This is a genomic window from Micromonospora radicis (assembly GCF_003583405.1).
GTDB classification, from domain to species: Bacteria; Actinomycetota; Actinomycetes; order Mycobacteriales; family Micromonosporaceae; genus Micromonospora; species Micromonospora radicis.
In genome coordinates this window covers 153,679-179,955 of the sequence record NZ_QXEC01000003.1, presented here as the reverse complement: position 1 = coordinate 179,955, position 26,277 = coordinate 153,679, and the positions used below count along the sequence as shown (strand labels likewise).

Here is a 26,277-nt window from a genome sequence, read left to right as displayed (position 1 = left end):
GATGCCTCATCGACAGGAGACCACCATGCCCATCACCGTCCCCGGCGAGCGGCCCCTGACCGGTGCCGAGAACGCGGTGCCCGCCTTCATGTTCGACATGCTCTCGGCCTGGGGTTTCCGGGCCGTCGTCCTGGCCTTCCGCACCGGTGTGCTGGCGGCGCTCGCCGACGAGGAGTTGACCGCCGAGCAGGTGGCCGGCCGGACGGACCTCGATCCCCGCGGCACCGCGTTCCTGCTCGACTGTCTCGACTGCCTGGGCTACGTCGCCCGGGCCGGTGACCGGTACGCGGCCACCGACACCACCCGGGAACTACTACCGATGATCAGCATGGGTATCCCGTACTTCGAGAAGATCGTCTTCACCGACTGGGCGAACCTCGAGAGCCGGCTGCGCGGCGACCTGACCCTTCCGTTCGAGCCGGAGCAGCCGCGTACGCCGCGCTGGCTGGCCAGGGAGTGGCGGGTGTTCCAGGACGGCATGGTGGCCCTCACCAACATGAACATCGACGAGGTGCTGGAGCGGATTCCGGTGCCGGACCCGGCGGGGCACCTGCTGGATCTCGGTGGTGGCTACGGCCTCTACAGCATCGCGATCTGCAGCCGGCATCCCCGGCTGCGCGCGACCATCTTCGAGATCCCGGAGATGCAGCGGCTCGCCGACCGGGCCATCGCCGAGAACGACATGGCCGACCGGATCGACTTCCGGGCCGGCGACTTCTTCACCGACGACCTGGGCAGCACCTCCATGGCGCTGCTGTTCAACGTCATCCACTCCAAGAGCCACCGCCAGAACCGGGAACTGGTCGCCCGTACCGCCGCCGCCCTGCGGCCCGGCGGCCTGCTGGTGCTCCTCGATCAGTTCCCCGCACCCGAACTGGGCCCGATCGGACGCAGCTTCGGCGCCATGATGGCGCTGAGCATGTTCAACAGCGTCGGCCAGCAGACGTACCCGCTCGACGAGGTACGCGACTGGTTCACCGACGCCGGGCTGGTCGACGTGGAGTTCCACGCGGTGCGCAGCGCACCGGGCAACGGACTGTTCCTCGCCCGCAAGCCCGTCCGGTAGGGCGTCGATGTCCACCCCGGAGCGGACCGCCGCTTCGACGAGGCTCGAGGCCGTGGTGCGGCAGGCCGGTCTGGTACCCGACGAGCACCGGACCTTCGAGACGTCGCTGGAGCACGCCGCACAGTTCCACCGGCTGCCCCGGGCCTGCCTGGAGCAGCTGGTCGAGCTGGGTCTCCCACACTCCCGGAGAGCCGACGGCCCGCTGTTCGACCGCTACGACCTGCGTAACGCGGCACTTGCGCTGGAAGTGCGGTCACCGCAGCGGTCCACGTACGAGGCGATGGCGGCGGCTCTGCGCGCCACCGGGGCCGCGGCCACCCCGCGCCGTACGGTGATCGTGCGCGCGTACTGCCCGGCGCGGGAGCACTGCACCGGCTGTTCCTTCCACCTGGACCCGGCGGTGACGTCCGCGCCGCAGGTCGTGGCGACCCGGCGACCCGAGGCGGCCCGGTTCGAGATGGACCTCGAACTCGTCCCGGCCGCCGCACCGACGGCGCCCACCCCCGCGCAACGGCGACTCTTCGACGAGGCGGCGCGGCTGCGGTTCCACCTGCTGCCGCCGGGACTCACCGCCGATCTGGGATTCGTGCGGGAGACCGGCCTGGCCGACTGCACCCTCGCGGTGCGCCACCTGGTGCACCGGGGCGGCGAACTCGGTACGCCGGTCCGGGCGGCCACCGGACTGTGCCTGTCGCGCCCCTTCGCCAACCGGCACCACTGGCTGGAGCTGCGTGACGCCGAGGGCCGCTGGTGGCCGGCGGATCCGTTCTTCCTCCACACGCTGGTCGGCTGGGGACTGCTCGGCGACGACTGGCCCGCCCACCGCAGCCCCGGCGGCGCGTACTGGCGGGTGGACCTGGGCCTGGACGTCCCGTTCCTGCGTCACCTGGGCGCGACCGCCGACGCGTCGGCGCCGGAGCGGCTGGGGCCGGCCTACTTCCTCGTCCAGTGACCCGGTGACCCCTGGCCGTCCGATCACCCGACCCGAGGAGAGAGGCAACATGATCATTGTCGGTACCGAGGCCGAGCCCCTGCGCGACCTGGTCGGGCAGCACCTCGGCTTCAGCGAGTGGATGTCGATCGACCAGGAACAGGTGGACCGCTTCGCCGAGGCGATCGGCGACCACCAGTGGATTCACGTCGACCCGAAGCGGGCCGCCGACGGCCCGTTCGGCGGCACCGTCGTCCACGGGTTCCTCATCCTCGCCCTGACCTCCCGGGTACTGGAGCAGGTGCTGGTTCCCGAGGGCGTACGCATGAAGGTGAACTACGGCTGCGACCGGGTCCGCTTCCTGTCGCCCGTGCTCGTCGGCTCCCGGATCCGGGCGGGGGTGCGGCTGCGTGAGGTCCGGCCGTTGCGCAACGGCGTCCAGCTGGCGCTGAGCCTGACCTTCGAGACGGAGCGGCGCCGGGTGCCGGTCTGCGTCGCGCAGGTGCTGGTGCACAACTACGCCTGAGGATCCGCCGCGGTGCCGGCCCCGGCAGCCGGGGCCGGCACCGCCCGGTTCAGGACCGGGGCGCGCTGCCGTCCTGCCGTCCGGCGACGAACCCGGCCAGGTCGGCGATGGTCTCCATGTGCAACCAGTCCACCTGGCCGACCATCGGCCGGCCGAGGTCCTCCTCCAGTCGCATCAACAGTTCGAGGATCATGGCCGAGTTCAGGCCGAGCTCCATGAAGATCTTGGTGTCGCCGGTCAGCCTCGCCGCATCGATCCCGGTCATCTCGATCAGCAGGCGGATGATGGTCGCCTCGACCGAGGCGGCGGTGGGTGGAGAGATCATGATGTGCTCCGTCCAGTCGATGGGGGATCGTGCGGCCGGGCCGGGTCGGGCCGGGGCCGGGGCGGGGGCGGGGCCGGTGGCGCGGCGGGTGCCCGCCGCGGGCACCACCCCTCAGCGCCCCCGCAGACAACTCAGCAACGCCCGCCCGGCCAGTACGGCGTCGTCGTCGGACATCCGGCTGTGCAGCGGCAGCGACAGCAGTCGTGGTGCCACCGCGTCGGTCACGGTCAGCGCCGAACGACCCGCGCCCGCGCTGTCCCGGTAGGCCGACAGGTGGTGCACCGGCGGATAGTGCACGGAGGTCTGGACGCCGGCGGCGGCGAGTCCCTCGCGTACCCCGCCCCGATCGGTCCCCTCGGGCAGCACCACCGGCATCAGGTGCAGCGCGGAGTCGCCGGTCCGCCCGGCGAACGGCAGCACCAGCTCGGGTGCCGCCGCGAGCACCTCCCGGTACGTCGCGACCAGTTCCCGGCGCCGCTGCCGGTCCCGGCCGAGCCGGCCCAGCTGGACGCGCCCCAGCGCGGCGGAGACCTCCGTCGGCCGGTAGTTCAGCCCGATCCCGGCGACGTCGTAGCTGGCGTCGCCCGAGCTGCGCCGGTCCCAGGTGGAGGTGGTCAGGTGGTGTGAGCGGGCCAGCCGGATCCGTTCCCGTACCGCGGGATCGCCGGCGAGCACCATCCCACCCTCACCGGAGGTGACGTTCTTGGTGGCGAAGAAGCTGAAACAGCCGATGTCGCCGTGCGTCCCGAGCATCCGCCCCTCGTGCTCGACGACCGGGGCGTGGGCGGCGTCCTCGACCAGGACCACGCCGTGCCGGTCGCAGACCATCCGCAGCGCGGCCAGGTCCGCCGGGTAGCCGGCGTAGTGCATCGCGACGACGGCCCGGGTTCGCGGGGTGACCAGCCGGGTCACGTCCGCCGGATCCACGGTGAGGTCGTCCGGGGCGCACACGTCGGCGAGGACCGGGGTGGCGCCGGCCAGCGCCACCACCGCGGCGGAGGCCACGAACGTCAGCGCCGGCATGATCACCTCATCGCCCGGTCCCAGGTCGAGGGCCATCATCGCCAGGTGCAGCGCGGCCGTGCCACTGCTGACCGCGACGGCGTCGTCGGCACCGAGCCGGTCGGCGAACTCCCGTTCGAAGGCGGCGGTCTGCGTACCGGCGGAGAGCCAGCGTGAGCGCAGCACGTCGGTGACCGCCGCGATCTCCTGCTCGTCGACGGTGTTGTCGGCCAGAGTGACCCGCCAACGTGGGGCGGTCGGTGCGCTCATCGGTGTGCATCCTTCCGGGCGATGGGCAGGAGGTACCGGGTGCCGCTCACCGCGGTACCGTGGTCGGAGCGGCCGGGCCGGGCGAGGGCGCGTAGCTCGATTCGTAGGCGTCGAGGACCCGATCCCAGCCGAACGACCGCTCGGCGCGGCGCCGCCCCGCCGCCCCGAGTTGCCGACGTCGCACGTCGTCGCCGAGCAGCTCGATCAGCCCGGCGGCCAGGCGCGCCGGGCCGGGCGGGACGACGAGCCCGTCCACGCCCTGCCGCACCACCTCGTACGCGCCGGAGAACGCCCCGCTGACCACCGGCCGGCCACACGTCCAGGCCTCGGCGAAGACCAGTGGGAACACGTCCGCGACGCTGGGCAGGCAGAGCAGCTCGCAGGCGGCGATCGCGTCGTGTTTGGTCTGCTCGTCGACCGCGCCCAGGTCGTGCAGGCGCGGATCCGCGTGGGCGGCGAAGTGGGCGGGGGCGTCCGGATCGACGTCCGGGCCGACGAAGACGAACCGGGTGGCGGGCAACCGCCGCCACACCGGGGCCATCGCCTCCAGCAGGGTCCGGTACCCCTTGCTGACCATCCGCCGCCCGACGAAGAGGACGAACGGCCCGTCGATGCCGTGGCGGCGCCGGAACCCCGCGGTGTCGACCGGCCCGGTCAGGTCCGAGGCGGAGGGCAGCCGGCGGATCCGGTCGGCCGGCACACCCAGGCCGCTCAGCGCGGTCACCTCCGCGGCGGTCAGGGCGAAGACCACGTCGGCGGCCCGGCAGACCTCACCGGCCCGGACCGCATCGGGCCACACCTGCGGCGCCGAGCAGGGGGTCAGCACCAGTTGGACGCCGTACCGGCGGGCCAGCCGCACCGCCTCGGCCGGCGCGTCGGGGCGGGCCAGGTCGAAGGCGTGCACCACCGACGGGGCGAAGTCCGGGCGGGCCCGTAGCAGCTCGGCGGCGTCGGCGTGGAGCGGCACCCCGGCGGCGCGCAGACCGGCCACGGTCTCCGGATGGGCGTCGGTCACCAGCGCCGTCACCCGCCGCGACCGCGCGGCCAGGCCCGTCGCGGCGCGGACCGCCATCCGCTCCGCCCCGGCCCGTGCCGGCCCGTAGCCGGCGAAGACCACGAGGACCTCGCCGGTACCGCCGCTCACGTCCACGTCTCGATCGTGGCACTGCCCGTCACCGGCTCGTCGAGGAAGACGACGTCGAGTTCCGGGCGCGACCGCTGCGCCGGTGGCGTGGACGGCACCAACCGCAGGTACCGGTCGGGATCCGCCAGGAAGTCGGCCTGCGCCTGCTCGTAACGGGCCGGTGTGCCCACGTCGTGCCAGGACTCGTTGAAGGCGTGACCGTTGACCGGTCGACCGGCGTCGGTCAGCGCGTTGATGAGGGCCGGCATGTCGGTCGGCTCGCCGGCCCGGATGTACGACCGGACGTCCGGGTCGGCCACGTAGATCCCGCAGCACACGTTCCACTCGAAGGTCGGCTTCTCGTGCACCCGACGGACCCGGTCACCGTCGGTGCGGAGCAGCCCGACCCCGGTGGAGACCCAGTACCGCTGGTACGCCACGGTCAACCCGGCACCGCTGGCCACGTGTCGCCGGTGCAGGTCACCGAAGTCGAGTGAGGTCAGCAGGTCGCCGTTCATCACCACGGCGGGTTCGGTCCAGTCCGCGACGAGCAGCAGCGGCGCGGCGGTACCCATCGGACGTTCGTCGACGCAGTAGTCCACCCGCAGGCCGAGCCGGGAACCGTCGCCGATCGCGGAGCGGATCATCGAGCCCAGGTGCGAGACGCAGAGCGTCGCCCGGGTGAACCCGCAGGCGTGCAGCCGGCGCAGGCTGATCTCCAGCAGGGAGTGTCGCCCCATCGGCATCAGTGCCTTGGGGCGGTTGCGGGTGTGTGGCATGAGGCGGGTGCCCCGTCCCCCCACGAGCAGGATCGCGTGCATCGGGTCAGCCTTCCGTTCCTCGCACCAGGGCCCCGCCCGGGTGAGGACGGGCCACTGCCGCGTAGTCGTGCCTCACGCCCGGACCGCCGCCCGCAGCTCGGTCTCCAACTGGGCGAACGTGGGCGCGAGCTTGCGCATCGTCGCCGCGGCGGCGGCGTAGTCCCCGGCGACCAGCGGGTACTCCATCGACCCGATCAGCCGGGCCTGCTGGTCCAGTACCTCCGCCACCCGGGTGTAGCCGTACCGGGCGAGCACCACGGCCGCGTCGTTGCGCCGCCGCGCGCCCACGCACACCATGAAGTCGGCCAGATGGAAGAAGAGGAAGGTGCTCAGCCCGCCGTCGAGCACCTTCGCCGCGCCCTCGGCCGCCTCCGCGGAGGCATCCGGCGCGACCATGTCGGCGGCGATCGGCAGCAGCCGGCGTACCGCGTCGGCGGTGTCGACCTCGCGTACCCGCCGGAAGCCGGTACGCAGGTTGAAGTCCGGGACGGTGTAGGACAGCGTCTCGGTGCGCCACGCGTCGAGCAGCTTCTGTACCGGCAGCACCGTGTACGGATGCGCGCGCGGGTCGTGGATCACCACGTTCTCCCCGTCGAAGCCGACGACCACCAGGTAGTGGTCGGCTCCGATGGGCTGGCCGAGCCCCGGATGGTGCGGGAGCAGTCCCATCTCCACCGGGCCGGCCATCGCCCGGTGCTGGTCGTCCACCTTCGCCAACGCCCGGACCACCTCGTCGACGGAGCCGCCGGTCCGCTCGCACGTCCAGCCGAGCAGGTCCAGCACGTTGGCGATGCCCTTCTCCGGGTTCCAGCCGCCCGGGGCGAAGAACGGGCGCCCGTCGTGGTGCAGGTACATGCCGAAGGCCGACCCGGTCAGCACCTCGACCACGGTCTCGCCGGGGCCCTCGTCGCCGAAGGCCATCTGGAGGGAGTCGGAGAAGCAGCCATGTGTCTCTCCGGAGAACTGAACGGGCATCGGGGCCAACTCCTGTCTCAGCGATGGGCATCCGACGCCGCAGCAGCGCCGTCGGGTGTGGTGCCGGGGCCGCCGGCGCTGCGGCCGGCGGTGACGAGATAGCTGCGGGGAAGCTGCGGGAAGGCCACCGGCGGCGCGCCCTGCGGCCAGCGCCCGTAGTCGGTCCCGGCCGCGCCGGGCTCGGTGACCTGCTCGACCGCCCAACCGGCCTGCCGGAGGAACTCGGCCGGTGTGTCGGTGCCGAACCGCCACGGGCTGCCGGCCTCGACCAGCTTGTCGAGGAACGGTCGCATGTAGCGCAGCCGGAAGATTCCGGTACCGATCAGGTCCACCGCGATCCGGCTGCCCACGGCGGAGAGCTCGGCGGCCTGGGTCGCCACCGCGGTGGCCAGCGGCGCCGGCAGGTAGAACAGCAGTCCTTCGGCGAACCACACGGTCCGTGCCGCCGGGTCGAAACCGGCGTCGAGCAGCGCCGGCCCCCACTCACCCGTGAAGTCGGTCGCCACGGTCCGGCGTTCGCACCGCGCCACGTTGACGACCCGGGCCAGCCGCTGCTGCTTGTAGTCCAGCACCGCGGCCTGGTCCACCTCGAACACCACCACCCCCGCGGGCCAGTCCAGCCGGTACGCCCGGGTGTCCAACCCGGCGCCCAGACCGACCACCTGGCAGCCCGGCGTGACGCTGCCGCGCAGGAAGTCGTCGAACCACCGGGTGCGGATGGGCAGGACCGGGTTGCCGTCGGCGGCGGCCCGTTCGGTGTGGAAGTGCCGCAGCAGGGCGTCCCCGTCGGCGCCCGCGAGCAGCGCGGCGAACGGGTCGTCGAAGAGCCGGTCCGGGCGGGCTGTCTCCCGGGCCCGCGCTGCCGCGGTCCAACGGGCGGTCCGGGCGACGCCGGACAGCTCGCTATCCCAGGTGTCCGCCTCGATACTCATGCCCCACAGTGTTTCCACCGGCGCGGTCGAGGGACATCTGTCCGTGCGGGCGTACCCATGCGGGCAGCACCAGCGTCGCCCCCAACGGCGGGGTCGCGGCCCGGCTGCCGTCGGTCCTGCTCGGTTAGTCTGGCTCGTTGTGGCCGACGACGAGGGTGGCGGCATGGACGAACCTGCTCGCGGCAACGGATGGGACGCGCTCGCGGCGTGGGCCGGGGTGAAGTTGGTCCGCCCGTTGGCCGGCGGGCACCGCAACGAGGTGCTGCTCGCCGAGCGGGCCGGGGTGCCGCTGGTGGTCCGCCGCTCGACCCGGCCCCGCGCCGCCCTGGAGTGGGAACTGGACCTGCTGGAACAGCTGCGTGAGCTGGGGGTGGCGACACCGGAACCGGTGCCCACCGACGACGGTCGCCGGCACGTGGACGGCCTGCTGGTCAGTGGGTTCGTCCCCGGCCGGTATCCGACCGAACCGGCCGACTGGCGGCGGGTCGCCGACCAGCTCGCGGTGCTGCACGCGGCGACGACCGGCTGGCCGCAGCGCCCCGGGTTCGCCGCCAGTGGGGTGCTGCTCGACGAGGGGAGCGGCGGGGACGTGCGGCTGGACGCGATGCCCGCCTCGGTGGCCGCGATGGTGCGATCGGCCTGGCTGCCGGTGCAGCAGGGGCCGCGTTGCGTCGTGCACGGTGACGTCGGCCCCACCAACGTGCTGGTCGACGGCGCCCGGGTCACCCTGCTGGACTGGGACGAGGCCCGGGTGGACGTGCCCTGGTTCGACTACGCCCTCCTGCCCGACGGGGTGGGCACGCCGTGGCCGGGCGACCGGGCCCAGCTGCGTGCCGCCGGCCTCGCCTGGGAGACGGCGACGTGCTGGCGGGCCGAGCCGGTGTACGCCCGCCGCCGGCTGGCCGAACTGCACCGCCTCCGGCGGTACACCGACGCCTGACGGCCGGCGCGGCCGGAGCAGCGCATCTTGGAAGATGCGGGTCCGGTGGCCTGCCGTCCAGCATGGACGCCAAGCCCGGTCCCACCCGCTCCGAACGCCGATCACCGGCGGTCAGGGCCCGCCGGGCTTGAGGTGACGCCGACCCCGGCGACGACGGTTGACCGGATCCGCGCGCGGTCGGCCATGTCCGCACGCCGTTCGGCGCACCACCCGCACCCACGCCCCCGGAGCGTGGGCGGACCAGGACCGAGCTGGAGGTGTGGTGAGCGATCACCGGCTGGATCTCCCGGTCGAGGTGCCGTTGAACGAGAGCGCCGACGCGATGGCCAGCAACCCGGCCAACCTGCTACGCGCCCGCTGGCAGACGGTGCGCCTGCTGCGCCGGGGCGGGACCGGCCTGGTCACCGCCCTGGTCCTGACCAACCTGCTGCTGGGTGTGCTGCCCGTGCTGTTCATCGTGGCGACCAGCGTCCTGCTCGGGCAGGTCCCGGCGGCGGTCACCGGCGGTCTGGGCTCCCCGGCCTGGGACTCGCTGGTGACCGTCTTCGTCGGCGCGGCCCTGGCCTTCGTCGCGCAGCAGGTGATCACACCGCTGCGGACCTCGCTCGGGGACCTGGTCAGCCGGCGGGTCGACCAGCAGGTGCACGACGAGCTGATGGCGGCGTCGCTGTCCCCGGTGGGCATCGCGCCGCTGGAGGACGAGGAGAACCAGGACCGGCTGCGGGTGGCGGCGCTGAAGCTGCAGTTCGCCGTGCAGACGCCGGGCGACGCGTGCGCCGGCCTGCTCGCCCTGCTGGCCCGTTACACCCAACTCCTCGCCTACGCGGTGGTCATCGGGGTGGCGTTCTCCTGGCTCGCGGCGGCCGGTCTGATCCTGTCGGTCCTGCTGGTGCGGCACAGCACGCGGGGCGGGCTGAGCCGCTATGCCGAGGCACGGCAGCGGTTGAGCCGGGCCGAGCGCCGGGTGCACTACCTGCGGGCGCTCGCCGTGGAACCCCCCGCAGGCAAGGAGATCCGGGTGTTCGGGCTCGTCGACTGGCTGACCAGCACGTACCGCCGGGTGTACCTGATGTGGCTGCGGCCGATGTGGGCCTATCGGCGGCGGATCCTGCTCTGGCGGTACCTGATCTTCGCCGGGCCGAGCCTCGTGGTGGGTGTCGCGGTGTTCGTGGCGGTGGGCGTGGCCGGCCCCGCGACGTTGACGCTCACCCAGTTCGCCCTCGTGGTGCAGGCGACGCTGGGCGCGATCGCGCTGGGCGGCTACTACGCCGAGGCCGACGTGCAGACCGCCGTCGGCATCTCCGCCTACGACGACGTACGCCGCTTCGTGGGCCGCCTGACGGCGACCGCGCCCGCCACCGCGCCGGCGCCACCGCGCCCGCTGCCGCCGCTGCGCGGAGAACTGCACTTCGACCGGGTGAGCTTCCGCTACCCCGGCCAGGACCGCGCGGTGCTCGACGAGTTGGACCTGCGGATCCCGGTCGGCAAGTGCACGGCGATCGTCGGCGTCAACGGCGCCGGCAAGACCACGCTGGTCAAGCTCCTGGCCCGGCTCTACGAGCCGACCGAGGGTGTGATCCGGGCCGACGGGGTGGACATCCGCTCGTACCCCGTCGCGCAGTGGCGCGCCGCGATCGGGATCATCTTCCAGGACTTCCTGCGTTACGAGACCTCGGTCGCGGACAACGTCGCCTTCGGCGCGGTCGGCCACCGCGACGACCGGGCCGGGGTACGTCGGGCCGTCGCCTCCGTGGGGCTGACCGACTCCCTGGACCGGCTCCCCGCCGGCCTGGACACCCCGCTGGCCCGCCACCTCGCCGACGGCGCGGAACTCTCCGGCGGCCAGTGGCAGCGGGTGGCGCTGGCCCGGGCGATCTTCGCGGTCCAGCACGGGGCACCGATCGTGGTCCTCGACGAGCCCACCGCGAACCTCGACGTCCGCGCCGAGGCACGCTTCTTCGACCAGTTCACCGAGCTGACCCGGGGGGTCACCAGCCTGCTGATCTCCCACCGGTTTTCCACCGTCCGGCATGCCGACGTGATCGTGGTCTTGGAGCACGGCCGGGTGGCCGAGCAGGGCAGCCACGAGGAGCTGATGGCGCTCGACGGCCGGTACGCGCGGCTGTTCCGGATGCAGGCCGACCGGGTGCTGGGCCCGGAGGAGAGTCCCTCGGACGACGCCGGCACCCGGGAGGTGCTCCGGTGAGCGCGACGTTCGCCGGCAGCTGGCGGATGCTGGCCACGGCGTGGCGGATGCACCGCGGCAAGACGGTCACCGCGCTCTTCTTCGTCGTAGCGGGCGCGTCGGCGGCGCCGCTGCTCGCGCTGGTGCTGGGCCGGATGACCGACGCGGTGGTGGCCGGGGACAAGGGTACGGCGCTGCTGGCCGGGCTGGTTGCCGGCGTCCTCGCGTTCGCCACCGTCACCTTCGGCCACTTCGCCCACCTCGCCTACTTCGAGCTGGCCGAACTGGCCGAACTCGACTTCGACCAGCAACTCATCGCGCTCTCCAACGGCTCGGTCGGCATCACCCACCACGAGCAGGCGGCGACCAGCGACACGGTGACCGTGCTGCAACGCGAGATCCGCCAGTTCGGCCGAGGGCTGGAGGCGCTGCTCAACGGGCTCGGCCTGGTGATCGCCGTGGGCATCACCGTGGTGCTGCTGGTCCGGATGCACCCGCTCCTGCTGCTGCTGCCGCTGGCGGCGGTGCCGTCGCTCTACCTCAGCCGACGGGCCGAGCACCTGGTGGACGCCGCCAAGACGGACACGGCGCAGACCACCCGTACGGCGCTGCATCTGTTCAACCTGACCACGCAACTGCCCGCGGCCAGCGAGCTACGGGTGTTCGGGCTCGCCGACGAACTGCGCCGCCGGCACGCCGGACTCTGGTCGGACGTGACGGCCCGGCTGTTCCGGACCGACCTGCGCGCGGCCGTGCTGCGTACCGCCGGTCAGGTGACGTTCGCGCTGGCCTACGTCGGCTCCGTGCTGTTGCTGGTCCGGGCGGCGGTCGCCGGCCAGCGCGGGGTCGGCGACGTCATCCTGGTCGTGGTCCTCGCCGCCCAGATCAACCAGCAGGTGACCGCCACCGTGACCCTCCTGCGCGACCTGCAACGGATGGCGGCGCTCTACCGGCGGATGGCGCAGCTGCGCGCCGCCGTGCAGGACGCCGACCCCGGTGATCTGCCGCCGCCGGACCGGCTGCGGCACGGCATCGCCCTGCGGGACGTCTCGTTCAGCTACCCCGGGGCCGACCGGCCGGCGCTGCGCGACGTCACCGTGACACTGCCGGCCGGCAGCACGGTGGCGGTGGTGGGGGAGAACGGCGCCGGCAAGTCGACCCTGGTGAAGCTGCTCTGCGGGCTGTACCGCCCGAGTAGCGGCCGGATCCTGCTCGACGATGAGGACCTGCACCGGATCCGACCCGACCGGTGGCGCGAGCGGATCTCCGTCGCCTTCCAGGACGCGGTGCGCTACGAGTTCCGGACCCGTCATGCCGTCGGGATCGGCGACCTCGACAGCGGCTTCGCCGACCAGCCGGTACGTGACGCGCTGCGGCTCGCCCGGGCCGACGACGTGCTGCGTCAACTGCCCGACGGCCTCGACACGGTGCTCGGCAAGGGCGGCAGCGGCGCGGAACTGTCCGGTGGGCAGTGGCAGAAGGTCGCCCTGGCCCGCGCGCTGGCCCGCCCGGCACCGATGCTGCTGGTGCTCGACGAGCCGACGACGGCGATGGACCCGGAAGCCGAGCTGGCCATGTTCGAGCACTACGCGCAGCAGGCGGCCCGGGTGGGCCGGCAGACCGGGGCGATCACCCTGCTGGTCTCGCACCGGTTCGCCACCGTCCGCACCGCCGACCTCATCATCGTGGTCCGCGACGGTCGGGTCGTCGAGGCCGGTGACCACGCCACGCTCAGCGCCGGGTCCGGCCCGTACGCCGAACTCGTCGCCATCAATGCCCGGGCCTACCGGTGACCGGTCGCCGGCGCCCGGTCCAGACGACTTCCCGGAGGGTGGCGGCGCCGCCGTCGTCCGACCCGTGGATCCGAACAGGAGGAACCAGATGACCCGTTGGAGAGCCGTGCTCGGCGCCGCGTTGACCGCGGTGCTGCTGGGCACGTCGCTGACCGCACCGGCGTCGGCCGGCCCGGGCAAGCAGCCACCGGCGCAGCGACTGAAGTGGGGCGACTGCGCCGGCAGCCACGTCCCCGAACTGCGCTGCGCTCGGGTGAAGGTGCCGCTGGACCACCGCAAGCCGCAGGGCCGCAAGATCGAGGTGATGATCTCCCGGCTGCCGGCCACCGACCAGGCCAAGCGGCGCGGCGTGCTGTTGAGTGCCCGCGGTGGACCGGGCCAGCACGGCGGGTTGTACCTGCCCCTGGACTACGCGGACAACATGGCGCCCGAGGCGCGGGCGCGCTACGACCTCATCGGGTTCGACGTACGTTTCCTGGAGCAGAGCACCCCGATCACCTGCGGTTATCCGAGCGAGGAGCCGGAGGGGTTCTGGAACCGGGGCGCCCAGTCCCGGGCCGAGTTCGAACTGCACGTCGTCGAGGCCCGCCAGTACGCCCGGGACTGCCAGAAGCACGCCGGCTGGGCACTGCCGCACGCCACCCTGGAGAACATCGCCCGGGACATGGACGTCATCCGGACCGCCCTCGGTGAGAAGCGGATCAGCTTCCTCGGCGCGGACGCCCTGGGCACGGTCGGTGCCATCTACGCCACCCTCTTCCCGCAGCGGACCGACCGGTTCGTGCTGGACAACCCGCTTGACCCGAGCAAGCTGTGGCAGCAGTCCCGGATCGAGCGGATCTCGCTGATGGAGAAGGGCTTCGACGACTTCTCCGCGTGGATCGCCGCCCGTGACGACGAGTTCGGTCTGGGCACCACCGCGGCGCAGGTCGAGCGGACCGTGTCGGACATGTGGAAGGACGCCCCGTTCCACGCCGGTGGCCGGGAGTGGACGGGAGACGAACTGGTCTACTACACCATCCTCGGCGTGTTCTTCGATGCCTTCGCGTGGCCGATGGCGGCCAACCTGTCCGCGATCCGCCGCGGCGACGAGCCGCCCGCGCCGTGGCCGCTCTACCCCGGTGTGCGTCCCGGTGTGTCGGGTGTGCCGGTGGACAACCACACCGCCGTGAGCACCGCGTACATGTGCGCCGAGAGTCCCTGGCAGACCAAGACCGAGTCGTACTGGCGGGACCTGCAGAAGTACACCCCGCTGTACCCGAACTTCGGGGTTGCCGCCGCCAACGTCTTCCCGTGCGCGTTCTGGTCGTACCGCAAGGACAACCGGGTCACGGTGGGCGGCCGGCACACCCCGCCGGCGCTGGTTCTCGGCGCGACCGGCAACTCGATCGTCCCGCTGTCGAACGCCCGTGCGGTCGCCACCGCGCTGCGCGGGTCCCGACTCGTCGTCGAGAACGCCCACGGCCACGAGCTGTATCCGTTCTTCGGCAGCGCCTGCGTACAGGACCGGGCCAACCGCTACCTGGCCACTGGTGAACTGCCGCGCGCCGACGTGCGGTGCCCGGCACCGACGCAGACCGGCTGAGGCCAGACCGACTGCTCAGATCGCCGCGGCGGCCAACTCGTTGAAGTCGAGAAACCGCCGCGGCGGCAGTTCGGCCAGGATCCGCATCAGCGGTGAATCGTACTTCTCCGCCATGTAGTGGTAGTTGCGTGTGGCGGATTCCATCGACTGCTCGTAGGTCTTCTCGTGCGGCGTGTGCACCGCTTTGGCCTGTCGGTTGAAGATGAAGTGGGCACCGTCGCGGTGGAGTCGGTAGCCGAGGTCGAGGTCTTCGCCGCCCCAGGTGCGGAACTGTTCGTCGAATCCGCCGACGGCGCGTAGCTGGTGGGTTTCGGCGGAGACGTTGCCGGTCCAGAAGATCTGCCAGGGGGCGGGGATGCGGCTGAGGTCCTCGCCGTAGCGGTCGTAGAAGAGTTCGCGGACGTCGCGGCACTCCCGTTGGGCCTGCATCCGTTCGATGCTGCCGTCGAGGTCGTCCACGTCGAGGCGCTCTCCGATCAGCTTGCTGTACGCCCCCGTGTCCGTGCAGCCGTAGATGTAGGCGAGTACGGCGGTGGGGCCGGGGTGGGACTGGTGGCTGGTGACGTGTTGGTTGAGGTTGTCGGCGTGCAGCATGACGCCGGAGTCGGCGAAGACGCAGATGGGGGAGCGGGCGTCGGCGATGCCGATGTTGCGGGCGGCGGCGGCGCGGAATCCTTCGTCGGGTTGGTAGTGGTAGCGCAGGTCGAGGCGGTCGCGGTAGCTTGCGGCGAGGTCTGCGGTGTCGTCGGTGGAGCCGTCGTCGACGACGATGACTTCGAACTGGTCGGTGGGCAGGTGTTGCCGGGTCAGTGAATCCAGGGTGTGTCGTAGCAGTGCCGAACGGTTGTAGGTCGGTATGACGACGGTGCAGGCCAACTCACTGGACATGATCTCTCCTTGAGGAACTCACGGCGAAGGTGGGCGGCTGTAGGCATCCTGGCGCCGAATCAACCGACCGGGCACCTCGTTGATTGCGCTTTCGAACACGCATCTGACCATCCGATCCACCACATCGGAAGCAATCGACGCTAGGCTATGACCGTCGATGACCCGGTATGCCCTGTGCCGGCGATCTGCACTAACCATCGGAGGTTCGGATGTTCCTGATACAGCGGCGTGAGGTGGCCGAGCAGTTGGTGCTCAGCGAACTTCACGAGCGGGTGAGTCAGGCCGCGTTGGCCGACCACCTGCGCGCGACGATGGAACGGCTGACGGAACTCGCCGAACAGCACGGTGGGGTGGCGGGTCCGACCTTCACGATCTACCGCGACGACGAGTTCGACCCGGCGAACATCGCGGTGGAGACCTGCATGCCGATCCACCGGGAGCCGGCGGAACCGGTCGCCGCGACGGTCCGCCGGGAGCCGGCCCACCACGAGGTGTTCGTCCGGCTGACGAAGTCGCAGGCGGTGCCGCCGCAGGTCGGCGAGGCCTTCGCCGCGGTGGCGGATTACCTCGAACAGAACGGCCTGGTGGAGGCGGACGCGGCCCGCGAGGTGTACTTCACCGACTTCATCGCGGCCGGCCCGGACGACCTGGTGATGGATGTCGCCTTCGTCGTCAAGTAGGCGACCGGGGGGCGGACGGCCACCCGGTCGCTCCGCCCCACCCCGCCCCCGGGCGCTAGGAACGGCCGCTCGGGGCCGGCTGCGTCAGCAGTTCGGCGACGAGTTCGTTGAAGTCGAAGTACCGCTCCATCGGCAGCTCGGCGAGCAGGTCGATGACCGGCGTCCGGTACTTCTCGGCCATGTAGCGGTGGCTGCGCTCGCCGTCCTCGATGACGGCCTCCAGCACTCTCTCGTGTGGGATGTGCACCGCTTTGGCCTGTCGGTTGAAGATGAAGTGGGCGCCGTCGCGGTGGAGTCGGTAGCCGAGGTCGAGGTCTTCGCCGCCCCAGGTGCGGAACTGTTCGTCGAATCCGCCGACGGCGCGTAGCTGGTGGGTTTCGGCGGAGACGTTGCCGGTCCAGAAGATCTGCCAGGGGGCGGGGATGCGGCTGAGGTCCTCGCCGTAGCGGTCGTAGAAGAGTTCGCGGACGTCGCGGCACTCCCGTTGGGCCTGCATCCGTTCGATGCTGCCGTCGAGGTCGTCCACGTCGAGGCGCTCTCCGATCAGCTTGCTGTACGCCCCCGTGTCCGTGCAGCCGTAGATGTAGGCGAGTACGGCGGTGGGGCCGGGGTGGGACTGGTGGCTGGTGACGTGTTGGTTGAGGTTGTCGGCGTGCAGCATGACGCCGGAGTCGGCGAAGACGCAGATGGGGGAGCGGGCGTCGGCGATGCCGATGTTGCGGGCGGCGGCGGCGCGGAATCCTTCGTCGGGTTGGTAGTGGTAGCGCAGGTCGAGGCGGTCGCGGTAGCTTGCGGCGAGGTCTGCGGTGTCGTCGGTGGAGCCGTCGTCGACGACGATGACTTCGAACTGGTCGGTGGGCAGGTGTTGCCGGGTCAGTGAATCCAGGGTGTGTCGTAGCAGTGCCGAACGGTTGTAGGTCGGTATGACGACGGTACAGGCCAACTCACTGGACACGATCTCTCCCTCGTGGCTCACGGGTACGGCCCCGACCCCTCAAGGGGCGTGACAGGACACCGCGGATACCGCCCGGGGCACCGGTCGATGCGCCCGCGGCCGACCGCACCCAGGGGCATCGTGGCACCGGCCCGACCCCAGCGGCATCTCACGGATTGCGCTCACCGGGACCGCAATGTGAAAGGTGCGACCGGCGCGAGCCGCGGCCGAGGATGGACCCTGCCGGTACGCGCGCACTGTCCGCGCCTCGTCCGACAGGGGGCGTACCGCGACGTCGCACGCTGGTCCGCGACCCGTCGTCGCACGACGACTCCGACCGTGCCCGTCCGTTTCCGAAGGAGAGCTGTATGCCGATCGTCAACGATGTTCCGGCGGCGACCCGGTCCGCCGGCGACCTGGAGGAGTTGGATCGCCGAGTGCTCCTGCACCCGCATCAGAGCGGGGCGCGCAACGAGCGCTGCGTCGTCGTCCGGGGGAGCGGCTGCACGGTGTGGGACGCTCACGGCACGGAACTGCTCGACGTCATGGGCGGCGGAAACTGGGTGGCGCAGGTGGGCCACGGCCGCACCGAACTGGCCGACGCGGCGGCCCGACAACTCGGCCGGCTGGAGTACTTCACCGGCTTCGACATCTTCTCCAACGACCAGTCCCTGGAGTTGGCCGAGCGGCTCGTCCGGCGGGCACCCGACGGACTGGACCGGGTCTTCTTCACCAACGGCGGCTCGGAGGCGGTGGAGAGCGCGATCAAGTTCGCCCGGCTCTTCCACCACCACCGCGGCCAGCCGGACCGCACCTGGATCCTCTCCCGGCACTACGCCTACCACGGCAGCACCTACGGCAGCGGCACCGCGACCGGGATCCCGGGCATGCACGCGGGCATCGGACTGGGGCTGCCGCACGTGGAGAAGGTCTCGCCGCCGTACCCGTACCGGGCCGCCGAGCTGTACGGCGGTGCCGAGACCACCGACTTCCTGCTGCGGGAACTCGCCGAGACGATCGACCGGATCGGCCCGGGCAACATCGCCGCGATGATCGGTGAACCGGTGATGGGCGGGGCCGGCATCCTCGTCCCGCCGGCCGACTACTGGCCCCGGGTCCGGGAACTGCTGACCCGGCACGGCATCCTGCTCATCGCCGACGAGGTGGTGACCGCCTTCGGCCGCACCGGTGCCTGGTTCGACTCGGCGGCCCGCGGGATGGCAGCCGACCTGGTGGTCATCGCGAAGGGACTCACCAGCGGATACGCCCCCCTGGGCGCGGTGCTGCTGCGCGACGACATCGGCGAGACGGTCGCCGGCGGCGGCAACTACCTCTTCCACGGGCACACCTACTCGGGTCACCCCACCGCGTGCGCGATCGCCCTGGCCAACCTGGACCTGCTGGAGCGGGAGGAACTGGTGGCCCGGGCCGGCACGATCGGGCAGTGGTTCCGCGCCGCCCTGGCCCCGCTGTCCGGGCTGCCGCAGGTGGGTGAGGTGCGGGTGGCGGGGGCCACCGTCGGCGTGGAGCTGGTCACCGACCAGGACAGCCGGACGCCGCTGATGGCCGGGGCGGTCGCCACCGAGCTGCGCCACGCGCACCGGGTGGTGGCCCGGGACTACGGCAACACCCTGGTGATGGCCCCACCCCTGGTCATCACCGAGGAGCAGGTGGGCCGGGCCGCCGCGGCGCTGGTCGACGTGGTCGCCCGGCTCGACGCCGACGGCACGCTGGCGGGGCGGTCCCGGTGACCGGGCCGGCCGACGAGACGATCCGACCGTTCCGCATCGAGATTCCCCAGCGTGACCTTGACGACCTGCACCGCCGGATCGCGGCCACCCGCTGGCCCGCGGAGCCGTACGGGGGCGGCTGGGCTCGCGGCGTGCCGGGGGCGTACCTGCGGGAGCTGGCCGACTACTGGCGTACCGGCTTCGACTGGCGGGCCGCCGAGGAGCAGCTCAACCAGTACCCGCAGTTCACCACGACCATCGACGGCGCGACCGTGCACTTCCTGCACGTACGCTCACCGGAGCCGGACGCGCTGCCGATGGTGCTGACGCACGGCTGGCCCGGCTCGGTGGCGGAGTTCCTGAAGGTGATCGGCCCACTGACCGATCCCCGCTCGCACGGTGGCGACCCGACCGACGCCTTCCACCTGGTCATCCCGTCGCTGCCCGGGTACGGCTTCTCCAGCCCGCTGCCCGAAACCGGCTGGGACATCCTGCGCATCGCCAGGGCCTGGGCCGAGCTGATGCGCCGCCTCGGCTACGACCGGTACGTCGCCCAGGGCGGCGACTTCGGCTCCGCGGTCTCCCTCGACCTCGGCGAGGTCGACCCGGAGCACGTGCTGGGTGTGCACGTCAACATGCTGCTCACCGGCCCGTCGGATCCGTCCGAGCTGGCCGAGCTGGACGAGGCGGACCAGGCCCGGATGGACCTGGTGCCGCGCTTCAACGCCGACCTCGTCGGCTACATGAAGGTCCAGGCCACCCGGCCGCAGACGGTGGCGTACGCGTTGACCGACTCGCCGGTCGGCCAGCTCGCCTGGATCGTGGAGAAGTACCGCGAGTGGACCGACTGCGTCGACGTACCCGAGCAGGCGGTCGACCGCGACCAGATGTTGACCACCGTCTCCATCTACTGGTTCACCGCGACGGCGGGCTCCTCCGCCCAGCTCTACCGGGAAGTCGTCGCGCTGCTGCCGTGCACGGTGGTCGGCGCCCGGCCGCGCCCGAACCCGGTACCGCTGGCCGTCGCGGCGTTCGGGCACGACATGTTCCTGCCGGTGCGCCGGTTCGCCGACCGGGACTTCCCGAACATCCAGCAGTGGACCGAGTACGACCGGGCCGGGCACTTCCCCGCCATGGAACAGCCGGAGCTGCTGGTGGCCGACATCCGCCGGTTCTTCCGGGGCAGCCGGGCCGGGGCCGGTCGAAGCCTCGACGCCGTCGGCCGGAGCTGACCGCACCCGCGTCGGTGCCGTCGGCCCCACGCCACACCACCCGCATGGACGGGCACCCGACGCGCCGACGCGCCGACGGTGCCCCGTCCTGGCACACCCCAGAGAGGAAACCGATGGGCGGCGACGAGCAGCTGCGTACGGTCGGGCCGGGCGGCCCTGATCGGGAGACCTACGACTACGTCATCGTCGGCGCCGGCACGGCGGGGTGCGTCCTCGCGGCGCGGCTCACCGAGGACCCCGACGTCACGGTCTGCCTGATCGAGGCCGGCCCCACCGACGACGTGGACAGCATCCGGATCCCGGCCTGGGGCGGCAGGTTGTGCCGTACCCGCTACGACTGGGACTACGACAGCCACGACGAGCCGCAGCTCGACGGCAGGCGGCTCTACCTGCCGCGCGGTCGGGTCCTCGGCGGCACCAGCGCGATGAACGGCATGGTGCACATCCGGGGGCACCGCACCGACTTCGACGACTGGGACCAGCCGGGCTGGACCTACGCCCAGCTGCTGCCGTACTTCCTGCGCTGCGAGGACAACGAGCGGGGCGCGTCGCGGTACCACGGGGTCGGCGGTCCGCTGCCGGTGTCGGAGAACCGGTCGCGCAACCCGATGTCGACCGCGTTCGTCCAGGCCGCGATCGAGGCGGGGTACGCCGCCAACGACGACTTCAACGGCGCCGAGCAGGACGGCTTCGGCTACTACCAGGTCAACCAGCGAAACGGCCGGCGGTGCAGCGCCGCCGCCGCGTACCTGCACCCGGTGCGCGGGCGGGCGAACCTGACCGTGCGGACCCACCTTCAGGTTCTCCGGGTCCTGTTGGAGCGTGGGGTGGCCGTCGGCGTGCACTGCCAGCAGCTGGACCGGTCGGTCGAGCTGCGCGCCGCGCGGGAGGTGATTCTCGCCGCCGGGGCGTACAACTCCCCGCAACTGCTGATGCTCTCCGGTGTCGGCCCCGCCGACCAGTTGCGCGGCCTCGGCATCCCGGTGCTGGTCGACCAGCCCGAGGTGGGGCGCAACCTGCAGGACCACCCGTCCACCTACCTGGTGTTCACCCACGACCAGCCGGTGAGCCTGCTCAGCGCCGGCGAGGAACGGTACGTGCGGCAGTTCGAGCAGGAGGGCACCGGGCCGCTCAGCTCGAACGTGCCCGAGGTGGGTGGCTTCGTGCGGACCCGGGACGGACTGGCCGCACCGGACGTGCAGTTCCACGCGCTGCCGGTGACGTTCGTCGACGGTGCGCTCGGGGTGCCGCCCGGACACGGTGTCTCCTTCGGCCCGTGCGTGCTGCGCCCGGCCAGCCGCGGCGAGGTCAGCCTGGCGTCGCCCGATCCCACCGCAAAGCCCCGGATCCGGCACCGCTACTACGACGATCCCGACGACGTCCGGGTGATGGTGGCCGGACTGCGGATCGCGCTCGACATCGCCGCGCAGGCCGCACTGCGTCCGTACACCCAGGGGCGCTTCACCCATCCGGCGTCGGACTCCGACGCCGACCTGCGCGCCTTCGTCCGCGCCACCACACAGTCGATCTTCCACCCGGCGGGTACCTGCGCGATCGGATCGGTCCTCGACCCGCAGTTGCGGGTGCGGGGGGTCGAGCACCTGCGGGTCGTGGACGCCTCGGTGCTGCCGCTGGTGCCCCGCGGCAACACCAACGCGCCGGTCGTCGCCGTCGCCGAGCGGGCGGCCGACCTGATCGGTGGCCGCCGCGTCGCGGCCGAACCCGGCCTGGTGGCCGGCGTCCGATAGCCGGCGGCGGCGCAGTGCGCACGACGGAAGGTGCGGCCCCCGGCAGCATTGCCGACTATAGGAGACATACTCCGAACCCGTGGACCTGAGCGGGTTCCTCCCTCTTTGCCAATGTCACGCTGCCCGACCGGGCAGCCGTTTCCCGCTGCACAGTGGAGGTAATCCCGGATGCGTGAACACCCAGGCACGCGAGCCGTCGTGCTCGGTGGTGGAATGGCCGGGCTGCTCGCGGCCCGGGTGCTGGCGGACCGGTACGACGAGGTCGTCCTGGTCGAACGCGACACGATCGTCGACGTCACCGAAGCGCGGCGCGGCGTTCCCCAGGCCCATCACGCCCACGCGCTGCTGGCGCGCGGACACGAGGTGATCGAGACTCTCCTGCCCGGCCTCCAGGCCGAGCTGACCGCGCACGGAGTGCAGACCTGCGACCTCTCCGGCGACCTGCGGTGGTACTTCAACGGTCGGCCGCTCCAACAGGCGCACTCCGGGCTGTTCAGCGTCAACGCGAACCGGCCGACGCTGGAGGCGCACGTGCGGGCCCGCGTCCTGGCCCTGCCCAACGTGCGGTTGCGCCAGGGCACGGCCGTACAGGGCCTCACCGTCACCTCGGATCGCAGCCGGGTGACCGGCGTGCAGATCAGCGGTGAGCAGGGGCAGCCGAACCCGGAGTCGCTCACCGCCGACCTGGTCGTCGACGCCACCGGCCGGGGCAGCCGCACCCCGGTCTGGTTGGCCGAACTGGGTTACGAGCGGCCGGCGGAAGAGCGGGTCAAGATCGACCTGGCCTACGTGTCGCGCTACTTCCGGCTCAACAGCGACCCGTTCGGCACCGACCTGGCGATCAACTCGGTCGCCTCGCCGGCCAACCCCCGGGGGGCGTTCTTCGGCCGGTTCCCGGACAACATCGCGCTACTCTCGCTGACCGGGATACTCGGCGACCACCCGCCCCGGGATCCGGAGGGTTTCCTCGAGTACGCCCGGACGCTTGACGCGCCCGAGATCTACCAGGCGGTCCGCATCGCCGAACCACTTGGCGAGATCAACGGGTTCAAGATCCCGGCCAGCATCCGCCGCCGCTACGACAAACTGACCCGGTTCCCCCAGGGACTCATGGTCATCGGCGACGGGGTGTGCGCGTTCAACCCCGTCTACGGCCAGGGCATGACGGTGGCCGCCATGGAGGCCGCCGCCCTCGGCGAGCACCTCGACGCCGGCCCACCCCGACCGGTCGAGTACTTCAAGGCGATCCGCCCCATCATCGACGGCCCCTGGGAGACCTCCGTCGGCGCCGACCTGGCCTTCCCCGGCGTCGAGGGGCCGCGCACCTTCAAGGACCGCCTCGGCGGTGCCTTCATGGGGCGGCTGCACACCGCCGCCCAACGCGACGGCCGCTTCACCGAGGCGTTCTTCCGGGTGGCCGGACTGGTCGACCCGCCGACCGCCCTGATGAAGCCCGGCATCATCCTCGGCGCGCTGCGCACCGCCCGCAAGGCCGACGCCGACTCGGTACCGGCGACCGCCTCCGGTCCGGTGGTCGGTCAGCGTGCGGTCGTGCTCGGCGGCAGCCTGGCCGGCACCCTCGCCGCCCGGGTGCTGGCCGACCACTACCGCGAGGTCGTCGTGGTCGACCGCGACGAGGTGCTCGGCGTCGACCAGCCGCGCCGCGGCGCCCCGCACACCGGGCACGCCCACGGCCTGCACGGTCGCGGCTACCTCATCCTCGCCGAACTCTTCCCCGGCCTACGCGGCGACCTCCAGGCCCGGGGGTACCCGGTGGGAGACATGGGGGAGATGCGCTGGTTCTTCGACGGTCGTCGACTCCAACCGGCCCGTACCGGCCTACTGTCGATCACCGCGCCCCGCCCGGTGCTGGAGGAGTACCTGCGTAGCCGGGTCGCGGCGCTGCCGAACGTCACCTACCGGCAGCTCACCGAACTGACCGGGCTGCGCGCCTCACCCGACAACAGCAGGGTGACCGGGGTGTCGCTACGGGACGTGGCGACAGGTCAGGAGAGCGCCCTCGACGCGGACCTCGTGGTCGACGTGACCGGACGTGGCTCCCGTACGCCCGTCTGGCTGCAACAGCTCGGCTACGACCGGCCGGTCGAGGAGAAGATGAAGATCGGCCTGACGTACACCACGCGGATGTACCGCAGCCGGCCGGAGATGTTCGACGGCGTGCAGTCGATCAACCCGGTCGCCTCACCCGCCCACCCTCGCGGAGCGTTCTTCGGCCAGGTCGGTCCGGACGAGTGCATCGTGTCGCTGACCGGCATCCTGGGGGACCAGCCGCCGACCGACCCGGACGGCTTCCTGGAGTTCGTCCGTTCGCTGCCGGTGCCGGACGTCTACGACGGCATCCGGGACGCCGAGCCGCTCACCGACCCGGTGGCCTTCACCTTCCCCGCCAGCGTGCGTCGCCACTACGAACGACTGACCCGGTTCCCGGAACGGCTGCTGGTCCTCGGCGACGCGGTCTGCAGCTTCAACCCGGTCTATGGCCAGGGCATGTCGGTCGCGGCGATCGAGGTGATGGCGCTGCGCCGCCTGCTGCTGCGCGGCACTCCGCCCGACTCCAAGGTGTTCCTGCGGGACATCTCGCGGGTGGTGGACACCCCCTGGCAGATCTCCACCAGCGGTGACCTGGACTTCCCCGACGTGCCCGGTGACCGGCCGGCGATGGTACGGCTGGGCAACGCCTATCTCAGCCGGGTGCAGTACGCCGCGACCAAGGACGCGGCCGTGACCTCGGCGTTCATGCGGGTCGCCGGGCTGGTGGAACCGCCCAGCTCGCTCATGCGCCCGAGCATGGTGCGTCGGGTGCTGCGGCTGTCCCGGGACCGCCACGCGACCCGGCCGCCGGCACCGGTCGCGCCCAAGACCCCGGCCGCCCCGTCGGTCGACCCGGCGCAATGCCCGATCCCGACGTCGAACGGCACGCAACCGATCCCGACGTCGGTCACCACGGAGCAACCGCCGACCTCGGCCCCGGGCGGCACGGAACCGCCGTCGGCCGCGACGGTCGACACCGAACCGCCGTCGGCCGCGACGGTCGACACCGCGCCGACGCAGGCTGCGGCCCGGTCCCGGCGCAGGGCGTCGGGCCGCGACGGCGCCTGACCCGGCGTCGGCGGTCCGGCAGCGTAGCCGGGCCGCCGACGCCGCACGCACCACGACACGACGCGATCGGCACCAGGGGTCCGGGTAGCCGGGCACCGCCCGGACCATCGCCGCCGCGGCCAGCGCACCAACGAACAACCACCGAGGGTCGGCATCCGACAGGCCGACGCTCTGCTCGGTATGCCCGCCCAACCACCCGAGTCCTACCCGCCAACCCGGAAAGGGCCTGCCCATGCGACCGTACCGAATCGACATCCCACAGGCCGACCTCGACGATCTGGCCCGCCGGCTGGCCGAGACCCGCTGGCCGGCTCCGCTCGCCGACGACGGGTGGGACCGCGGCGTACCGGTGAGCTACCTGCGTGAGCTGGCCGAGTACTGGCGCACGACGTACGACTGGCGCGCCGCCGAGGCACAGCTCAACCAGTACCCCCAGTACGTCACCGAGATCGACGGTGCGACCGTGCACTTCCTGCACGTCCGGTCGCCGGAGCCGGACGCCCGACCCATGATCATCTCGCATGGTTGGCCCGGTTCGGTCGCCGAGTTCCTGGACGTCATCGGCCCGCTGACCGATCCCCGCTCGCACGGTGGCGATCCCGCCGACGCGTTCCACCTCGTCATCCCCAGCCTGCCCGGCTTCGGGTTCTCCGGGCCCGCCGCCCCCGGCTGGAAACCGTCCCGGATCGCCCGCGCCTGGGCGGAGCTGATGCGCCGGCTGGGCTACGACCGCTACCTGGCCCAGGGCGGCGACGCCGGTGCGGTCATCTCCATGGAACTCGGCCGGGTCGATCCCGAGCACGTCGCGGGCGTCCACGTCAACATGCTCATGACGTTCCCCTCCGGCGATCCGGCAGAGCTGACCGAGCTGAGCGAGTCCGACCAGGAACGGCTCGGTCGGATGGCGCGCTTCGACGCGGAGCTCTCCGGCTACATGAAGCTGCAGGCGACCCGGCCCCAGACGCTCGCCTACGGGCTCACCGACTCCCCGGTCGGGCAGCTCGCCTGGATCGTGGAGAAGTTCAAGGAGTGGACCGATTCGGCCAAGGTGCCAGAGGATGCCGTGTCGCGGGACAAACTGCTGACCCTGGTCTCGATCTACTGGCTCACCGCCACGGCCGGCACCTCCGCCGCCCTGTACTACGAGGACGCCGCCGGGCTGCGCGACATCACCACCGGCGTCGCACCGGACCCGGTGACGGTCCCGATCGGCGTGGCCGTCTACCCGCAGGACATCTTCCTGCCGCTACGCCGACTCGCCGACCGGGATCTGCCGACCATCGTCCACTGGAACGAGTTCGACCGCGGCGGCCACTTCGCCGCGCTGGAGGAGCCGGACCTCTACACCACCGACGTACGGGCGTTCTCCCGCGCCGTCGGCTGACCACGGGGATCGCAGGTCCACACCAGACCGACCACGCCGCCCGCTCGACGAAGCTCGTCGGGCCCGTCCCCGCCCGGGAGATCGTCC

20 protein-coding genes and 2 pseudogenes are annotated in these 26,277 nt (G+C 72.0%); 14 read left to right on the top strand and 8 right to left on the bottom strand.

Annotated features, from left to right (window positions below; translation table 11 throughout):
- The first annotated feature begins 25 nt into the window (after positions 1–25).
- The 3 genes from D2L64_RS05565 to D2L64_RS05555 are packed head-to-tail and all read left to right on the top strand — an operon-like array spanning position 26 to position 2,523.
- A complete protein-coding gene (locus D2L64_RS05565) occupies positions 26–1,066 on the top strand; it encodes a methyltransferase (RefSeq protein ID WP_158603454.1) in 1,041 nt (346 codons plus the stop codon).
- A gap of 7 nt (positions 1,067–1,073) precedes the next feature.
- On the top strand, positions 1,074–2,018 hold the full coding sequence (locus D2L64_RS05560; protein ID WP_119573603.1) for a hypothetical protein: 945 nt from the start codon (positions 1,074–1,076) through the stop codon (positions 2,016–2,018).
- Positions 2,019–2,067: 49 nt separating this feature from the next.
- Positions 2,068–2,523, top strand: coding sequence for a MaoC family dehydratase (locus tag D2L64_RS05555; protein WP_119573602.1), 456 nt, complete (start codon positions 2,068–2,070; stop codon positions 2,521–2,523).
- Between the two features lie 49 nt (positions 2,524–2,572).
- Here the strand turns inward: D2L64_RS05555 and D2L64_RS05550 are convergent, their stop codons facing one another.
- From D2L64_RS05550 to D2L64_RS05525, 6 genes are all read right to left on the bottom strand, one after another.
- Complete coding sequence (locus D2L64_RS05550; RefSeq protein WP_147376189.1) at positions 2,573–2,848, bottom strand: acyl carrier protein; 276 nt, start codon at positions 2,846–2,848, stop codon at positions 2,573–2,575.
- Positions 2,849–2,959: 111 nt separating this feature from the next.
- Positions 2,960–4,120: a DegT/DnrJ/EryC1/StrS family aminotransferase gene (locus D2L64_RS05545; protein ID WP_119573600.1), complete on the bottom strand. Its 1,161-nt coding sequence runs from the start codon at positions 4,118–4,120 to the stop codon at positions 2,960–2,962.
- Positions 4,121–4,166: 46 nt separating this feature from the next.
- Positions 4,167–5,270 (bottom strand): glycosyltransferase family 4 protein, encoded by a 1,104-nt coding sequence (locus D2L64_RS05540; RefSeq protein WP_119573599.1) that lies wholly within the window; start codon positions 5,268–5,270, stop codon positions 4,167–4,169.
- Positions 5,261–6,064 carry a nucleotidyltransferase family protein gene (locus tag D2L64_RS05535; RefSeq protein WP_119573598.1) on the bottom strand — a complete coding sequence of 268 codons (804 nt, stop codon included), beginning with the start codon at positions 6,062–6,064 and terminating at the stop codon, positions 5,261–5,263. The genes D2L64_RS05540 and D2L64_RS05535 overlap by 10 nt, the downstream gene beginning before the upstream one ends.
- Positions 6,065–6,136: 72 nt before the next feature.
- Positions 6,137–7,039: a hypothetical protein gene (locus tag D2L64_RS05530; RefSeq protein WP_119573597.1), complete on the bottom strand. Its 903-nt coding sequence runs from the start codon at positions 7,037–7,039 to the stop codon at positions 6,137–6,139.
- 17 nt (positions 7,040–7,056) lie between these two features.
- Positions 7,057–7,971, bottom strand: coding sequence for a class I SAM-dependent methyltransferase (locus D2L64_RS05525; protein WP_158603452.1), 915 nt, complete (start codon positions 7,969–7,971; stop codon positions 7,057–7,059).
- 163 nt (positions 7,972–8,134) lie between these two features.
- Between D2L64_RS05525 and D2L64_RS05520 the strand changes: the two genes are divergently transcribed.
- The 4 genes from D2L64_RS05520 (at position 8,135) to D2L64_RS05505 (ending at position 14,474) form a co-directional block, all read left to right on the top strand.
- A complete protein-coding gene (locus tag D2L64_RS05520) occupies positions 8,135–8,911 on the top strand; it encodes a phosphotransferase (protein ID WP_158603451.1) in 777 nt (258 codons plus the stop codon).
- A gap of 262 nt (positions 8,912–9,173) precedes the next feature.
- Positions 9,174–11,117: an ABC transporter ATP-binding protein gene (locus D2L64_RS05515; protein ID WP_233558785.1), complete on the top strand. Its 1,944-nt coding sequence runs from the start codon at positions 9,174–9,176 to the stop codon at positions 11,115–11,117.
- A complete protein-coding gene (locus D2L64_RS05510; RefSeq protein ID WP_233558784.1) occupies positions 11,114–12,889 on the top strand; it encodes an ABC transporter ATP-binding protein in 1,776 nt (591 codons plus the stop codon). The genes D2L64_RS05515 and D2L64_RS05510 overlap by 4 nt, the downstream gene beginning before the upstream one ends.
- Before the next feature lie 88 nt (positions 12,890–12,977).
- Positions 12,978–14,474, top strand: a complete 1,497-nt coding sequence (locus tag D2L64_RS05505) for an alpha/beta hydrolase (RefSeq protein WP_147376188.1) — start codon at positions 12,978–12,980, stop codon at positions 14,472–14,474.
- A gap of 15 nt (positions 14,475–14,489) precedes the next feature.
- Here D2L64_RS05505 and D2L64_RS05500 read toward each other — a convergent pair whose 3' ends face one another.
- Positions 14,490–15,362 carry a glycosyltransferase gene (locus tag D2L64_RS05500; protein WP_119573594.1) on the bottom strand — a complete coding sequence of 291 codons (873 nt, stop codon included), beginning with the start codon at positions 15,360–15,362 and terminating at the stop codon, positions 14,490–14,492.
- A 209-nt stretch (positions 15,363–15,571) separates the two neighbouring features.
- Here D2L64_RS05500 and D2L64_RS05495 point away from each other — a divergent pair, with 209 nt between their 5' ends.
- The gene (locus D2L64_RS05495; RefSeq protein ID WP_119573593.1) at positions 15,572–16,042 is read left to right on the top strand and encodes a GyrI-like domain-containing protein; all 471 of its coding nucleotides are present in this window, start codon (positions 15,572–15,574) and stop codon (positions 16,040–16,042) included.
- A gap of 55 nt (positions 16,043–16,097) precedes the next feature.
- On the opposite strand, the gene D2L64_RS05490 is transcribed toward D2L64_RS05495, so the two are convergent.
- A complete protein-coding gene (locus tag D2L64_RS05490; protein WP_158603450.1) occupies positions 16,098–16,997 on the bottom strand; it encodes a glycosyltransferase in 900 nt (299 codons plus the stop codon).
- A 347-nt stretch (positions 16,998–17,344) separates the two neighbouring features.
- On the opposite strand from D2L64_RS05490, the gene D2L64_RS05485 reads away from it, so the two are divergent.
- From D2L64_RS05485 to D2L64_RS05465, 6 genes and pseudogenes are all read left to right on the top strand, one after another.
- A complete protein-coding gene (locus D2L64_RS05485) occupies positions 17,345–18,727 on the top strand; it encodes an aminotransferase family protein (RefSeq protein ID WP_119573591.1) in 1,383 nt (460 codons plus the stop codon).
- Between the two features lie 20 nt (positions 18,728–18,747).
- The gene (locus D2L64_RS05480) at positions 18,748–19,938 is read left to right on the top strand and encodes an epoxide hydrolase family protein (RefSeq protein WP_119573692.1); all 1,191 of its coding nucleotides are present in this window, start codon (positions 18,748–18,750) and stop codon (positions 19,936–19,938) included.
- Positions 19,939–20,051: 113 nt separating this feature from the next.
- Positions 20,052–21,686 carry a GMC family oxidoreductase gene (locus D2L64_RS05475; protein WP_119573590.1) on the top strand — a complete coding sequence of 545 codons (1,635 nt, stop codon included), beginning with the start codon at positions 20,052–20,054 and terminating at the stop codon, positions 21,684–21,686.
- Between the two features lie 168 nt (positions 21,687–21,854).
- Positions 21,855–22,832, top strand: a pseudogene (locus tag D2L64_RS27515) (FAD-dependent oxidoreductase); the annotation flags it as partial.
- A gap of 384 nt (positions 22,833–23,216) precedes the next feature.
- Positions 23,217–24,554: pseudogene (locus D2L64_RS27510) on the top strand (FAD-dependent oxidoreductase); the annotation flags it as partial.
- A 484-nt stretch (positions 24,555–25,038) separates the two neighbouring features.
- Positions 25,039–26,190: an epoxide hydrolase family protein gene (locus tag D2L64_RS05465; RefSeq protein ID WP_119573588.1), complete on the top strand. Its 1,152-nt coding sequence runs from the start codon at positions 25,039–25,041 to the stop codon at positions 26,188–26,190.
- Positions 26,191–26,277: the final 87 nt, after the last annotated feature.